General features: G+C 64.6%; 12 protein-coding genes. 5 read left to right on the top strand and 7 right to left on the bottom strand.

Translation table 11 applies throughout. The features are described from left to right. Nucleotides 1-4: 4 nt before the first annotated feature. The 5 genes from B5J99_RS16160 to B5J99_RS16140 form a co-directional block, all read right to left on the bottom strand. A complete protein-coding gene (locus B5J99_RS16160) occupies nt 5-865 on the bottom strand; it encodes a cupredoxin domain-containing protein (protein ID WP_069050201.1) in 861 nt (286 codons plus the stop codon). Further along, complete coding sequence (locus B5J99_RS16155) at nt 862-1356, bottom strand: hypothetical protein (protein ID WP_054134527.1); 495 nt, start codon at nt 1354-1356, stop codon at nt 862-864. The genes B5J99_RS16160 and B5J99_RS16155 overlap by 4 nt, the downstream gene beginning before the upstream one ends. Beyond that, a complete protein-coding gene (locus tag B5J99_RS16150; RefSeq protein ID WP_117352986.1) occupies nt 1353-2036 on the bottom strand; it encodes a hypothetical protein in 684 nt (227 codons plus the stop codon). The genes B5J99_RS16155 and B5J99_RS16150 overlap by 4 nt, the downstream gene beginning before the upstream one ends. Nucleotides 2037-2106: 70 nt before the next feature. After that, entirely contained in the window at nt 2107-2586 is a 480-nt protein-coding gene (locus B5J99_RS16145; RefSeq protein ID WP_117352985.1) for a hypothetical protein, read from the bottom strand. Between the two features lie 189 nt (nt 2587-2775). Further along, the gene (locus B5J99_RS16140; protein ID WP_117352984.1) at nt 2776-3351 is read right to left on the bottom strand and encodes a hypothetical protein; all 576 of its coding nucleotides are present in this window, start codon (nt 3349-3351) and stop codon (nt 2776-2778) included. Between the two features lie 388 nt (nt 3352-3739). Between B5J99_RS16140 and B5J99_RS16135 the strand changes: the two genes are divergently transcribed. The 4 genes from B5J99_RS16135 (at nt 3740) to B5J99_RS16120 (ending at nt 8467) form a co-directional block, all read left to right on the top strand. Then, a complete protein-coding gene (locus tag B5J99_RS16135; RefSeq protein ID WP_117353564.1) occupies nt 3740-4729 on the top strand; it encodes a c-type cytochrome in 990 nt (329 codons plus the stop codon). Between the two features lie 160 nt (nt 4730-4889). After that, nucleotides 4890-6005 carry a glycoside hydrolase family 43 protein gene (locus B5J99_RS16130; protein ID WP_117352983.1) on the top strand — a complete coding sequence of 372 codons (1116 nt, stop codon included), beginning with the start codon at nt 4890-4892 and terminating at the stop codon, nt 6003-6005. 57 nt (nt 6006-6062) lie between these two features. After that, on the top strand, nt 6063-7643 hold the full coding sequence (locus B5J99_RS16125) for an aldehyde dehydrogenase (NADP(+)) (protein ID WP_117352982.1): 1581 nt from the start codon (nt 6063-6065) through the stop codon (nt 7641-7643). A gap of 113 nt (nt 7644-7756) precedes the next feature. Beyond that, complete coding sequence (locus B5J99_RS16120) at nt 7757-8467, top strand: FadR/GntR family transcriptional regulator (RefSeq protein WP_117352981.1); 711 nt, start codon at nt 7757-7759, stop codon at nt 8465-8467. A gap of 13 nt (nt 8468-8480) precedes the next feature. On the opposite strand, the gene B5J99_RS16115 is transcribed toward B5J99_RS16120, so the two are convergent. After that, on the bottom strand, nt 8481-9617 hold the full coding sequence (locus B5J99_RS16115) for an aldose epimerase family protein (protein WP_117352980.1): 1137 nt from the start codon (nt 9615-9617) through the stop codon (nt 8481-8483). Nucleotides 9618-9982: 365 nt separating this feature from the next. Here B5J99_RS16115 and B5J99_RS16110 point away from each other — a divergent pair, with 365 nt between their 5' ends. Next, nucleotides 9983-13051 carry a TonB-dependent receptor gene (locus B5J99_RS16110; RefSeq protein ID WP_117352979.1) on the top strand — a complete coding sequence of 1023 codons (3069 nt, stop codon included), beginning with the start codon at nt 9983-9985 and terminating at the stop codon, nt 13049-13051. A gap of 151 nt (nt 13052-13202) precedes the next feature. Here B5J99_RS16110 and B5J99_RS16105 read toward each other — a convergent pair whose 3' ends face one another. Next, on the bottom strand, nt 13203-14435 hold the full coding sequence (locus B5J99_RS16105; protein WP_211337836.1) for an SGNH/GDSL hydrolase family protein: 1233 nt from the start codon (nt 14433-14435) through the stop codon (nt 13203-13205). Nucleotides 14436-14442: the final 7 nt, after the last annotated feature.

The following is a 14442-nucleotide window of genomic DNA, read 5'->3' as shown; positions in this document are numbered from 1 at the left end:
GGCATCAGGGTTCGAACACACCGTCGAACTGGAACGAGCTCACGGAATCATTGATCGTGCCGCTTATCGTCAGGGGGAACGCGATCGGATCGGCCTCTCGACCCGGCTGTTCTGGCCGCTCGCGCGCCTCGATCGCGTCGCCGCCCTTGTCGACGTTGAGTGCGATACGCCGGGTTTCTCCGGGCAGGATCGGCAGCGTGGCGGGGGCGAACTCGCGCAGGACGCCCTTGGCATCCTTGCCGCGCAGAAACGCGGACAGGCGGCCATGCGCAAGTCCGGTGTTCTCGACCATCAGCACCGGTGTCGGCGTGCCGTTGATGTCGGCGACGTCCACCTTCACGATGCGCAGATTGGGCTTGATGTCGCCCACCGTCACATAAACGATCAGCGCCAGCTGGGCGACCACCGGCACGCTCACACCATCCGCCGGCGACAGGCGCTGTTCGTTGCTCGAGATCACGATGGCAAAGCGACACTCCATCGGCGGCGTATCGGCAGGTGGGGTTACCTCGAAGCGATAGCGCAGCTGGCCCTTGGCCTGCAGTACGGTCTGGCGGCGCTCGATCGACACCCATGGGCGGCAGGAATCGGGCTTGAGCGAGTTACCCAGCACCACGCCGCCATCGGGGGTCAGATCCCATTCGGCGGTTTCGAAGCGGAGGTCGGCGGCGGTGTCGGCGGCATTGGCCAGTTCGGCGACGCCGCGCACGGTCTGCCCGGGATTGGCGGCCAGTTCAAATCTGGGCGGGGCGAGCGACAGCGCAAAGTCCCCCGCCTGGGCAGGCAGCGGCGCCAGCCAACAAACGATTGCGAAAGCAAGGAAAACAAGACGGCGCGCAGGTGCGGTCACGATGCTGGATGTCATGGGGCCAACTCTATCTCAAAGCCGAACGACAGGGATTCGGGGCCCGCAAGCCGTGCGCTGTCCACCTCGAGCCTGAGGTCGATGATATCGCGCAAGATCGGCGAACCGATCGGGCCGGAATAGACCAACGCACGCTCGCCCGAGATCAGCGATCCCGCCAGCAGGCCGCCACCGGTGCGCCAGCTGGCGCGCACGGTCGGGCCGCTGGAGCGCGGCAGGGTCATGTAGATGCGGCCCACCTGGCCGACCCAGGTCGCAAGATTAAGCTGGACGCTGACCCGCGTGCTCGCCGACACGATGTTGGATGCGCCGGCAGGCCCGCTTGGCTGCCATTGCATTTCCAGAAACGGATCGAGCACCACCGTCCCGCTGTCGTCGACGCGGAAGGTGCGCACGCCGGGGTCCGGCGCGGCTACCGTCTGCGCTAGGGCAGGGGCGGTCAGCGCGGCGCTCAGGCAGCACGCGAGGGCAAGGGCGAACAGGCGCATCATGGCAGCGACAGGGTGTAGACCGCGCGGCCGGTATAGGTTCCCGCCGCCGGAAGCACCGAGTTGGCGTACTGGAAGGTCATGCACTGCTCCTTCCAGGTGTTCGCCGGGAAGGTCGCCAATGTCTGGGTTCCGCCGGTGAAGCTGCCATTGGGGAACTGGAAGACGGTGTCGCCGATACCGGACATGGTCCAGCTGATCTGGCTGAAGGGGATGGTGTCCGAACCGCTGGTGAGGTTGGCAGGCGTGGTCACGGTGAGCGTCGCGACGCCAGAGCTCGTGCCGCCGGGTCGCGACCATGCGCCGATATAGACCTGCGAGGGAGGGGTGCAGAAGACGAAGCCGTCAATCGGGCTTTGCGATACCGTGCTGTTGGAGGTCATCTGCTGCGCCGTTCCCGATGCGACGACGCCCGCCGGGACCGAGACCGAAACGGTGTTCACCGTGCCATTGTTGCCGGGGGTGCCGCCATTGGAGTGCGTGCCTGAATAGCCGCCTTGACCGACCTGGAGATAGATCGCGCGCGAGCCAGAGGAGATGGTGATGGTATAGGCATGAGCCGGCGCCGCCGGAACCAGCGCAGCAGACAGCGCGAGGATGCCGGCCCCGATACGGAGTTTCGGATTGCGCTGCGCCGTTTCGCGCAGGACATGCGCGAAGGCAGGAACGTGCCTTGAATTCATTATACTCCCCCCCCGGGGAAACGTCGATTTGGGGGGATATAATCACATCACATTGTGCGCCAAAGTAAAATCAGGGCAGCGCAACCAGAAATGCGGCAGAGTGTGTGTCTAAAGATACAGTGGGCTCGATGCTGCGCAAAAGCGGCCTATCGTCGGGCTGCGCTAGCGACACTTGCACGGGCGGACTGGCCTGCGCGCCTTCGCCCGGATGCGTGGATTGAGCGGCGCCGGTGCCGGTCGCCAGGGTTCCGGCATTGCTCGAGGCAACTGCACGCGGAAGCGTCGTGGGATCGGGCTCCAGGCCATCGGCGCGCACCGCCATGGCGGGAACACGCAATGCCCATGGCGATTGAAGTGCATCTGTAGCGGCGTTGCGCGGGTCGATCCGCAAGGTCAGGATTTCCGGGATCAGGATCGTGAAATTCAACCGCACCGATGCGGCCAGCGGGGCTTCCTTGCCCGTCTCGAAGTGCGAGGCGGCATATGCGGATTCGGCCAGGGCACTGGCGGCAAGCACGAGGCTGATCGCGAATGTTGTGCCCTTTTGCATGTGTCAGCTAACTGTCCCGATTTGCGTGAAAATTCACTTTGTCGTGATCGACGATTTACGTCAACGCCGGGTTCAGCATTTTGGTTGCGCGAAATGGTAAAAGCCGCCGCAACACTGGTTGCGACGGCTTAAGACCTGTAGAAATCTGGTAAACGGCCGCTGTGCGGCAGCGCGCCCTCAAGCGCGTGATTACGGCATCGAAACGCCGTAGGTCACGCGACCATTGTTGGCGTTGACGCCACCATAGGTGCCTGCCGCCACGACATTGTCGTTGCGATAGGTGAAGGTCCAGCGCGCATCGAGGTTGGTAACCTTTGTGCCGCTGGTGGTTGGCAGGTTGATGCTTGTCGTGCTGCCATCGACCAGGCTGGGATGGCTGAGCGCGGTTGCGGATGTGTTGGTGGTCACGCCGACGTTCATCTGCGACCACGAAATCGTGTCGCCCGCGCCGTTGCTCATCGCACCCAGGGTCGATGAGCTGAACGCGATCGTTCCGTTGTTGCCCATGACACGAGCGGTCACCTGGCCACCAGTGAGGTCGCCCCCGGTGCCGGAGATCGCGGTTCCATCACCCACATTGGCGGCAGGCACGGTGTAGACCAGATTGTCCACGGTCGTGCTGGTGGCCATCGAAGTCCCGGTGCCGACGCGAAGGTAGACAAACTTGGGAATAGTGATGGTGAAATCGAGGTTGGCCGTCGCCGTGAGCGGGCTGCTCGTACCGGTGACAAAGCGGGATTCTGCGTACGCGGTGGTAGGCAGCATGGTGAGACCGGCGAGGCAGAAAACGACCCGGGATAGCGTTTCTTTTTTCAACGTAAGTGCTCCGACATAGGTAGTTTGAGTTGTGAGGCAAACTCGGAGCCCTAGATCGTCCCAATGTTTTAAGATCGCGTTAGCCAGCTTCGTTCAGCTTAGTGTTTCCCGGTGTTTTCGAGGTATTTTGCACCACTATGGGTCCAAAAATGGGACAGATATTTACCTTTGGGCATGCGCAATGGATTACGCAAACGTCAACTCGGGTAACACCCCGCGTACGCTTGACCATGCGCGGTGACGAGTCGACAGTCGTTGCGACAATAGGTGCCGCCGAGTCGGCTTCGAGTCGGGCGATCGGGGGCAGGGATCGGCAATGGGCACAGCAGCAAAAGCGATGACTGGGGTTGCGGTTTTTGCCGCCGGCGTCGCTGTGGCGATGGCGCTGCGCCCCGATGCTCAGGTCAGCAAGGATGCGGACACAGGGCAGCCTGCCGCCACCCCTGCAGCCTGGTCCGTTCCCGATATCGATGCGCTGCCCGATGATCCCTGGGGTCGCACCGTTCGCCACGGGCGCGATCTGATCGCCCAGACAGCCGCGGCGATCGGGCCAGAGGTGGCGGACCCTGCAAGGCGGCTGTCGGGCAACAACCTCAATTGCCAGAGCTGCCATCTGCAGGCGGGCACCCAGCAGTTTGGCCTGCCGCTGGTCGGCGTGTTCGCCGACTTTCCGCAATACAGGGGCCGGTCGGGCCGCGTGAACACCATCGAGGACCGGGTCAACGGCTGCATGACGCGCAGCATGAACGGCAAGGCGTTACCTGAAGGCGGCAAGGATATGGTGGCGATCGTCGCCTATCTCAAATTCCTGAGCAGCGGTCGGCCGGTGGGCGCGCCGACCGAGGGGCGCGGGTCGGTCAAGCTGGCCGACCTTGCCCGCGCGGCGGATCCGGTGCGCGGCAAGGCGGTCTATGCCCAGCATTGCGCGGTCTGCCATGGCAGCGATGGCGCAGGGCAGCGTGCGGGCAAGGCCGGGGATGCGAAGGGCTATACCTATCCGCCGCTGTGGGGTGCGGACAGCTACAACAATGGCGCAGGCATGGGCAGGGTCACCACCGCTGCCGGTTTCATCCGCAGCAACATGCCGCTTGGCACCGGCTGGCAGGCGCCGGTGCTATCCGAGGAGCAGGCCTTCGACGTCGCCGCCTATATCAACAGCCAGCCGCGCCCACAGCGCGCCGGGCTCGAGCGGGATTATCCCCGGCTCGAGGAAAAGCCGGTGGACGCGCCTTATGGCCCCTATGCCGACGATTTCTCCAGCGAGCAGCACCGCTTCGGCCCGTTTGGCCCGATGCGCAACCCCGCCAAGAGCAGCGCCAAGCCCTGATATTTGGGCGGCAGGGCACCCGCTCAACTGATTTTCTGGTCCGATGACCAGCGGCCGTGCCCGGCACGGCTTGCATCCTGCGCCAGAAATGGTAGCGCTAACGTAACGCGCGGGCCGATAGCCAGGATCCGGCAAGGCATGAGGAAGAGGAGACATTGCGATGAAACGACTGACCGGGCTGGCGCTGGGCGCCGCACTGGTGGCGCTGGCCACGACGGCGGGATGTTCAGGCGAGCACGCTGCCCCTGCGGGCGACGCGGCAAGTCCTGCGACCGACCGGGCCAAGGCCGACCCCTCGCGTTATCTTTCGCAGCCTTTGGTCACGGAAATCTACACCGCAGACCCCTCGGCGCATGTCTGGGACGGCAAGATCTATGTCTATCCGAGCCATGACATCGACGGGCCGACCCCCGAAGACGATCTGGGCGCGCATTTCGAGATGCGCGACTACCGCGTGCTCAGCATGGACAGCATCGGCGGCAAGGTGACGACGCATCCGGTGGCGCTGGACGTCAAGGACGTGCCCTGGGCGGACAAGCAGATGTGGGCCCCCGATGCGGCACGCAAGAACGGAACCTATTTCCTCTATTTCCCCGCCAAGGACAAACAGGGCGCATTCCGCATCGGCGTTGCGACATCGAAGTCGCCCACCGGACCGTTCCAGGCCAATCCGCAGCCGATCAAGGGCAGCTTCTCGATTGATCCTGCGGTGTTCACCGATGAGGACGGCAAATCCTATATGATCTTCGGCGGCATCTGGGGCGGGCAGCTCCAGCGCAATGTCACCGGCAGCTATGATCCCGACGGATCGAAGACCGATCTGGAAGCGCCCGACAAGCCCGCGCTTGCGCCCAAGATTGCGGCGATGGCAGATGATATGATGGAGTTCGCCGAAAAGCCGCGCGACGTCCTGGTCCTCGATGCGTCGGGCAAGCCGATCCTGGGCGGCGATACCGACCGTCGATTTTTCGAAGCGGCCTGGATGCACAAATATCAGGGCAGATACTATCTGAGCTATTCCACCGGCGACACGCATTATCTCGTCTATGCCACTGGCACCTCGCCTTATGGGCCGTTCACCTATCAGGGACGTATCCTCGAGCCGGTCGAGGGTTGGACATCGCATCATTCGATCGTCGAATGGGACGGCCGCTGGTGGCTGTTCTATGCCGACACCCAGCTTTCCGGCACCACCCGGCTGCGCAACGTCAAGGTGACCGAGCTTTTCTACAACAAGGACGGCACGATCAGGACGATCAACCCGATGCTCAAATAGCCGCTGGACCCCGCGCCGACCTCAAAACCTGAAGAATCCAATCTGGAGATAGAACACATGATCAACGGTGCCATGCTGATCGGCGACACCGAGCGCCAGGCGGCCTCGCGCTTCCAGAGCCACGACCCTGCCACCGGTGCTGCGCTCGAACCTGGATTTTCCAGCGCCACGGCAGAGGATGTCGCCGAAGCGTGCGCATTGGCAGCCGCCGCTGCACCTGGCTATGCCGCAAGCGATCCCGAGAGCCGTGCAGTGTTTCTCGAGGCGATCGCGAGCGCGATCGAGGCAGTGGGCGATGATCTGATCTTGCGCGCAATGCAAGAAAGCGGCTTGCCGCGCGCGCGGCTCGAAGGCGAGCGCGGACGCACCACAGGGCAACTGCGGCTTTTCGCCAGCGTCGTGCGGCAGGGGGACTGGCTTGATGCGACGATCGACCCGGCGATGCCCGACCGGGCTCCGCTGCCACGGCCCGATCTGCGCCGGATGAACCTTCCCGTCGGCCCGGTCGCGGTGTTCGGCGCGTCCAACTTCCCGCTCGCCTTTTCAGTGGCGGGCGGTGACACCGCGTCCGCGCTCGCTGCAGGCTGCCCGGTGGTGGTCAAGGGCCACCCCGCTCACCCCGGCACCGGCGAGCTCGTCGCGCGCGCGATCCAGAGCGCGGTGACGCAATGCGGGATGCCTGCGGGCACCTTTTCCTATCTGCCGGGAGAGACCAATGCACTGGGCGCCGCCCTGGTCGGCGACCCGCGCATCAAGGCTGTGGGCTTCACCGGATCGCGCGGAGGCGGGCTGGCGCTGGTGCGCATCGCCGCCGAGCGTGCCGAACCGATCCCCGTCTATGCCGAGATGTCGAGCATCAACCCGGTGATCCTGATGCCCGCCGCGCTCGCTGCACGCGGCACCGCACTTGCCGAGGGGTTCGTCCAGTCGCTGACCATGGGGGCAGGGCAGTTCTGCACCAACCCCGGCCTGGTAATCGCGGTCGGCGGCGAGGCACTCGACGGCTTCGTCGCCGCGGCAGGCGAGGCGCTGGCGCGCAGCGCGCCTGCCACCATGCTCAGCCCCGGCATCCACGCCAGCTTCGAACAGGGCGTGGCTCTGCTTGCGCAGCATGATTCGGTCGAAACCGTGGCGCGCGGTCTGCCCTGCACCGGCGAGAACCAGGCCGTCGGCGCGCTTTTCCAGACCAGCGCGGCGCAGTTCCTCGCCGATGCGGCGCTGGGGCATGAAGTTTTCGGATCGTCCTCGGTGATTGTCCGCTGCGCCGATTTGGCAGACGTCGTCCGGGTCGTAGCCAGCCTGGAAGGTCAGTTGACCGCAACGCTGCAGCTCGACCAGGCCGACATTGCCGATGCGCGGCGCCTGTTGCCTGTGCTGGCGGACCGGGTCGGCCGTGTGCTTGCCAATGGCTGGCCGACCGGCGTCGAGGTGGCCCATGCCATGGTGCATGGCGGGCCGTTCCCCGCGACCAGCGACGGCCGCACGACATCGGTGGGCACGCTTGCGATCCACCGCTTCCTGCGGCCCGTGGCGTTCCAGAACCTGCCGCCCGAGCTTCTTCCGAATGCGATCGCCGAGACCAATCCCTGGGGTCTCGCCCGCCGCATCGATGGCATCCGCGAGGGATCGCCGCGCTAGGCGCGGGCTGCATCCCCCGGCCGATACGCTGGCCGGGGGATGCGGACATCTTTCTAACCGGTCGTCATTGGGCTACGCACGCGTAGAACCATCAAGGGGAGGCAACCGGGTCCATGCAACGAGCGAGCAGCGTATCGCCGCGCATTCACGGGGCCATCGCCCATGACATCGGCGTGGAGATCGTCGGCGGGATCCGCAAGCCCGGCGATGTCTTCGGCGGCGAGATCGAGGCAAGCGAGGCGCTTGGCGTCTCGCGTACGGCCTATCGCGAGGCGATCCGCATCCTGGCGGCCAAGGGGCTGGTGGAAAGCCGCCCCAAGGCCGGGACCCGGGTCACTGCGCGCGACCGCTGGAATTTGCTCGATCCCGATGTGCTGGCCTGGACCTTCGAGGGTGAGCCCGACACCGAGTTCATCCTCGACCTGTTCGAACTGCGCGGCGTGATCGAGCCTGCCGCAGCCGGCTTTGCCGCGCGGCGGCGTAGCCAGGCGCACCTCGATGACATGGCAGGAGCGCTGGACGAGATGGGAAGGCTGGGACTGGCCGATCCCGAGGGCAGGGCCGCCGACCAGCGTTTCCACCGTGCGATCCTGACCGCGGCCGGCAACGATGCGCTCGCGGCGCTGGCAAGCTCAGTGGGCGCGGCCGTCAGCTGGACCACGACCTACAAGCAGCGCAACCGCGCGCTGCCGCGCGATCCCTTGCCCGATCACGTGCGGGTGCATCAGGCGATCGTCGACAAGGACCCCGTTGCCGCGCATGCCGCGATGGCCGAACTGCTGCATCTGGCGCTGGCCGATATGGAACTGCCGCTGCGCGAGTGATCCCGCAGCCAGGTCAGCGCGCGACCGACAGGCGGTAGACCATGACGTGGCGATAAGGCATTCCCGGATCGACCCGCGCCGACGCGAACTGCGGCTTGTTAGGCGCATCGGGGAATTTCTGCGGCTCAAGCGCGATGCCGTCGCCCATCCGGTAAAGCTGCCCGTTCTTGCCCGCCACCGTGCCATCGAGGAAATTGCCGGTGTAGAACTGTATCCCCGGCTCGGTGGTCAGCACCTCGAGCACCCGCCCGGATGCAGGATGCTCCAGCCGAGCGGCGAGTTGAGGTTGCGCGGTCAGCCCCTTGTCTAGCGCGAAATTGTGGTCATAGCCCCGGCCGAACAGGATCTGCTCGTCGCGCCCGTCGCGCACGCCGGATCCGGGCTGGCGCGGGGTACGGAAATCGAACGGCGTACCCTCGACCGGACGCAGCACCCCTGTAGGAATGAGCTGCGCGTCAACCGGAGTGATCGCCGATGCGGGGATCGTCAACAGGTGGCCCAGCGCGCCCTCGGGCGAGCCCTGACCCGCGAGGTTGAAAAACGCGTGGTTGGTCATGTTGATGACCGTCGGGCGGTCGGTACTGGCCTCGAACGCGATGGTGAGCGCGCCCTTGTCGTCCAGCGTATAGGTGACTTTCGCCTCGACCCTGCCCGGATAGCCCTGGTCGCCATGCTCGCTGGTCAGCGCCAGCGTGACCGAGGCTTCGGCACCCTGCGTCATCTCGACGATCCGCCAGGCCCGGGCATCGAACCCCAGCGGACCGCTGTGCAGCGCGTTGGAGTCGCTGTTGCGTGCAACCTCATAGGTCTTGCCGTCGATCGCAAATCGGCCGCCTGCGATGCGGTTGGCATAGCGACCGATGGTCACGCCGAAATAGCCGCCCTTGGCAGCATAATCGGCGGCATCGTCATAGCCGAGCAGCACATCGGCGGACACGCCGTCGCGATCGGGTGCGGTGAGCGACTGCAGAGTCGCACCGAAATTCAGGATGCGCGCGGAAACCTGGTTGGCGCCCGTCAGCACCACTGCCTCCAGCGGTGTCCCATCGGAGAGGGTTCCGGCAGGCGCGCGCTGGGCCGTCGCGGCAAATACTTCGGAGGGCGGGAGCAGGGCCATCAGCAGCAGCCCTGCCTCGAAAAATCGTGCCATGCATCCTCCATCACGCCATGCTTTCAAAAACTGTTATGGTAGCGGATATACTCAGACAGTTTTTTCGGCACAAGAGCGCCGTGCGGGCGGCGGGGCGGGGATGGTCTATCGACCGGAGGCAGATAAAACGGCGTGAAATCAAGGATTCTTGTCGTCATCCTTGGCCGGCATGTGGCTGCAGGCCTGAGCTTGACAACATCCACTTGACAGAAATAACTCGGAGTATTACCCATTGGATTGATAGCGCTACCATCAACGTGGACCTCTGGCAAAAAGCCTGGGCCGAACAAGGGGAGGATAACATGGTTTCTCGAATCGATTCAGTGCGCCTTGCGCTCTTGGGAGCTGCTGCAGTTTCCGGATTGATGACGCCCGGTAATGCGTTTGCGCAGGCCGTGCCCAATCCGCCGGACGCCACGGCAGAAGAAGAAATCGACCCCGCCGCTGCGGACGACACTGCTGGCGAGATCGTGGTCACCGGCTTTCGTGCCTCGCTGGAAAGCCAGACCGCCGCCAAGCGGAATTCGATCGGCTTTACCGACTCGATCTTTGCCGAAGACATCGGCAAGTTCCCCGACACCAACATCGCAGAATCGCTGAACCGCATCCCGGGCATCACCATCGGCCGCGAAGTCACCGGCGAAGGCTCGTCGGTCGCCATTCGCGGTCTTGGTACCAACTTCACCCGCGTGCTGCTCAACGGCACCCCGGTGGCGATCGCCTCGGTGCGTTTCGATGCGCAGAGCACCAACCGCGAAGTCGATCTGGACCTCATCCCGACAGAACTGTTCACCCAGCTGACCGTCGCCAAGTCGCCTACCGCGAGCCTGCTCGAAGGCGGTGCGGCAGGTACGGTCAACCTGCGTGCTGCGCGTCCGTTCGACAACCCCAAGCCCTATATCAGCTATGGCCTGCAGGGATCGAAGGTGAGCGGCGCCGACAAATGGGGCTATCGCGGCCATCTGGTGGCGAGCGCGACGTTTGGCGACTTCGGCATCCTCGTTGGCGGCGCAGCGGTGCGCAACAACTTCAATGTCGAGGGCTATGAGACCATCGGCTTCACAAACCCCAACCTGACTGCAGCCCAGCGCACCACGGGAACACGCAACGCCACTGGCGGCGGCAACTTCACCATCCCCGCCACCGTGCCTTCGCGCGCGGGCAACGGGCTGACCCCCGGCGCGGTGATCGACGAGGCGTTTTTGCTGCGCAACAATCCGGGTGCGACGATCGACCAGATCGACAACGGACTTCTTCCCCGCCTCGGCCGCCCGCGCAGCGAAAACGGCTTCCGACAGCGCTATAACGGTCTGGTCTCTATCGAATGGCGCCCTAGCGACAACTTCAATTTCTATGTTGATGGCATGTATGCCCAACGCGATACCGAGTTCACCCGCACCGCGATGAACTGGGTCGGCCGCAACGGGGCGGTCATCCCGATCAACACCAATTATGACAAGGCGGATTGCGCTGCGGGCTGCACCGTGACCGGCGGTACTTATGCCAACGCGCAGTTCTTCCTCGAATACCGTCCCTACAAGGACACGCAGGACTATTACGGCATCAATCCGGGCATCGAGTTCAAATTGAACGACTGGATCAAGGGTGACCTGCAGGCGAACTACACCAAGAGCAATTTCCGCCGCGAAAGCCCGACCTTCCTGGTGATTACGCCGCCCAACAGCGGACTGACCGTGAACTTCCAGAACGATGGCGGCATCCCGACCATCCAGTCTAGCATCGATCTCAACAACCCCGCCAATTTCGGCTGGGATGGCGGCGGCCGAGTCAATCTGAACGGCGAGGAGCGCGCCACCGAAACCAAAGGCGTGCGCGGCAGCCTGCTGTTCGGCGACGAAACCCGGTTCAGCGTCCGCGTCGGAGGTGCGTTCGACGATACCAAGCGGCGTATCACGCCGTTCGACAACACTGCATTGTGGCAGAACGCGATCTGCGGCAACGGACCCAACATCACCCTGCTGGCGCCCAACAGCGCAACGACGCCGTGCACCGGCCTCAACCAGCCGGGCACCGCGACGCCCGCCGGCTTCCCGACCTTTCCGGGCTATGGTACCAACTTCACCGCAGGCGGCGTGCCGATCCGCTATGCCGGATCGCTCATCCCCACCGCTGCGGTGCCCAGCTACCTGCTCCCCGGTGACAATGGCTATATCACCGTCGATTGGGACAAGGTGCGGCGCGACACCAATTACGACGCGCTGCTCGCCGGTGCCACCGAGACCGGATCGGGCAGCAGCGGCGCCAATGGCGGCCTTATCCGCGAAAAGGTGACCGGCGCCTTTGTCGAGGGCAACGGCATCTTCGAGATGGGTGACAACACGCTGCGATTGAACGGCGGCGTGCGTTATGTCCGCACTGAGCAGATCGTCGGTGGCCGCGTCTCGATCCCCGATCCGCGCAACAACCCCGCGGGCGCGCCGCCGGTCGCAGATGGCGGGCGCTTCCCCAACACTATCCTGTTTCCGACCACCAACACCCGCTATTCGAACTTCCTGCCCTCGCTGAGTGCCGCGTTCGACTTCGGCGGCAAGGCGGTGGCGCGTGCCTCGGTTTCGCGGACGCTGACCCGGCCCGATCCCAATGCGCTGCTTCCCGGAGCGAGCTTCATCCAGCCTTCTGCCGATATCGGCAATGTCGGCAACAATGCGCTCGATCCGTTCATCTCGGACAATATCGACCTGGGCTTCGAACTCTACACCGGCGGGGAAGGCGTGATCGCCTTTGCGGCGTTCCGCAAGTCGATCACCGGCTTCACCGTCAACGGCCTCACCAACGTGCCCTTCTCGTTCTTCGAGCAGTTCGGCATCAACGTGGACTCGCTGACCCAGGCGCAGCGCGAGGCACTGGCCGCACGCGCCCAGCCGGGCCAGGCGCTGCGCGATGTCGGCGTGGTGGTGCAGCAGCAGGTCAATGCCGATGGCAAGCTCAAGGTCAACGGTCTGGAGTTCCAGATCACGCAGCCGTTGGACTTCATCACCAAGTACATCGGCGTCACCGGCTTCGGCTTCCAGGGCAACCTGACGCTGATCGATCAGAAGGGCGAGGGCACCGGCGCACCGGCGGTGGCGATCGGCGTGGCGCCGACCACCTACACGGCGACCGGATATTACGACAAGAACGGCATCTCGGCGCGTCTCACTTATGTCTACAACGAAGGCTCGCAGAATTCGAACCCCAACCAGAACGGCATCCCGCAGGCGGCGATCTTCGGTCGCAGTTACAGCCAGCTCGATTTCTCGGGCAATGTCGATCTGGCGCAGGTTTTCGGAAACGATTATCTGCCGACCCTGGTGATCAACGCGATCAACATCACCAAGGAAGCGCAGAGCAGCTTCTTCCAGTTCCCCAACGCCACGTTCAACGAATACAATCCGGGTCGCACCATTCTGGTGGGGATCCGCGGCCGCTTCTGACCGCCCCCCACCGGAACTTCCCCTCCCATTGGACCGGTCGAGCGATCGACCGGTCCTTTTTTTTGGCGTATGGCCGCGAGTGTTTCAGGCACGCTGAAGCAACCCGCCGGCTTGAGGCCGACAAGTGCAGACGGGCTTGCCGGATGCCGCGTCAGTCGAAAAGCGAGAGCGGGACCGCGTCGGCCATCGCACGGAAGCCCGCCGGGTTGGGGTGCAGCCCGTCGCCGATATCGAAGGCGGGATTGAGATGCGCAGGCCTTGCCGGATCGCGCATCACCGCGTCGAGTTCGATGACGCTGTCGAATGCGCCCGAACTGCGGATCCAGGCATTGATCGCCTGCCGATCGGCTTCGCTGGCGGCATCGGGGTCGTAAAACGTGTTGCCCATGAAAGGCAGGATGGTGGCGCCGTGCACCTTGATCCCCCTGGCATGCGCGCGTGCGATGATCTGCGCATAGGCACCGGTGATCTGGTCGACTAGCGAAGCATGATCGGCTGCGGTTGCGGTCTTCTGCCGCGCCAGCGTGCCGATATCGTTGATCCCTTCGAGCACGATCAGGTGGCGGATGCCCGGCTGCGCGAGCACGTCGCGGTCGAGCCGCGCCAGCGCGTTCGGCCCCAGCCCATCGAGCAGCACGCGGTTGCCGCCGATCCCCTGGTTGATTACCGCGGCGCGGCCATCGAGCCGCCGGGCGAGGAAATCGGTCCAGCGGTCGTTGCCGTTGGTGGTGGATCCGCGCCCGTCGGTAATCGAATCGCCGAGCACCACCACGCCATCGCGCGCTTTGCAGCTGGTGACCTCGATCCCCGAGAGCAGATACCAGTGATCGACTGCGGTGGCTCCGGCGAGCATCGGTGCCCGCGCCGCATCACCGCGCACGACATAGGAGGTCGCGCGCGATCCGGGGTGCGAGGTCTGGCCGCCGGGTTCGGCCAGGACATGCACGCTGATCGCCAGGTCCTGGAACGCGCCGCCCGACCATGCGACGGGATCGCTCAGCCATTCGCCGCCCGGCGGAATGATCGCACCCGCCGCGCCGCCAAAGCTGAGCGTGCGCAGCGTCGCCGCGTCGATATCCCCGCTGGCGTTGTTCGTCGAACGCGCCAGCGTGGCCCCGCCGATGCGCAGCGGTGTCGTGCCGAAGACATTGGACAGCCGCACCCGCAGATACGACCCCGCGATGCTCGGCCGCACTATCTGGCGCAGCGTGGCGTTGTCGAGCGCGCCAGCGGGCAACGCATTGGCCACATCGGGCAGCATCTGCGACGAGGCCCAGGCGGCCTTCCACGGGCAGGTTGCGCCTTGCGGATCGGGCGACTTGGCAGCAGCGGCCGCAGGGGGCATGGCCAGCGCCAGTGCGAGGAGAGATATTGCCGTTCGCATCACATCA

Source organism: Blastomonas fulva, assembly GCF_003431825.1.
Lineage (GTDB): Bacteria > Pseudomonadota > Alphaproteobacteria > Sphingomonadales > Sphingomonadaceae > Blastomonas > Blastomonas fulva.
The sequence above is the reverse complement of the archived record's forward strand: the minus strand, read 5'-3'. Positions and strand labels throughout refer to the sequence as shown.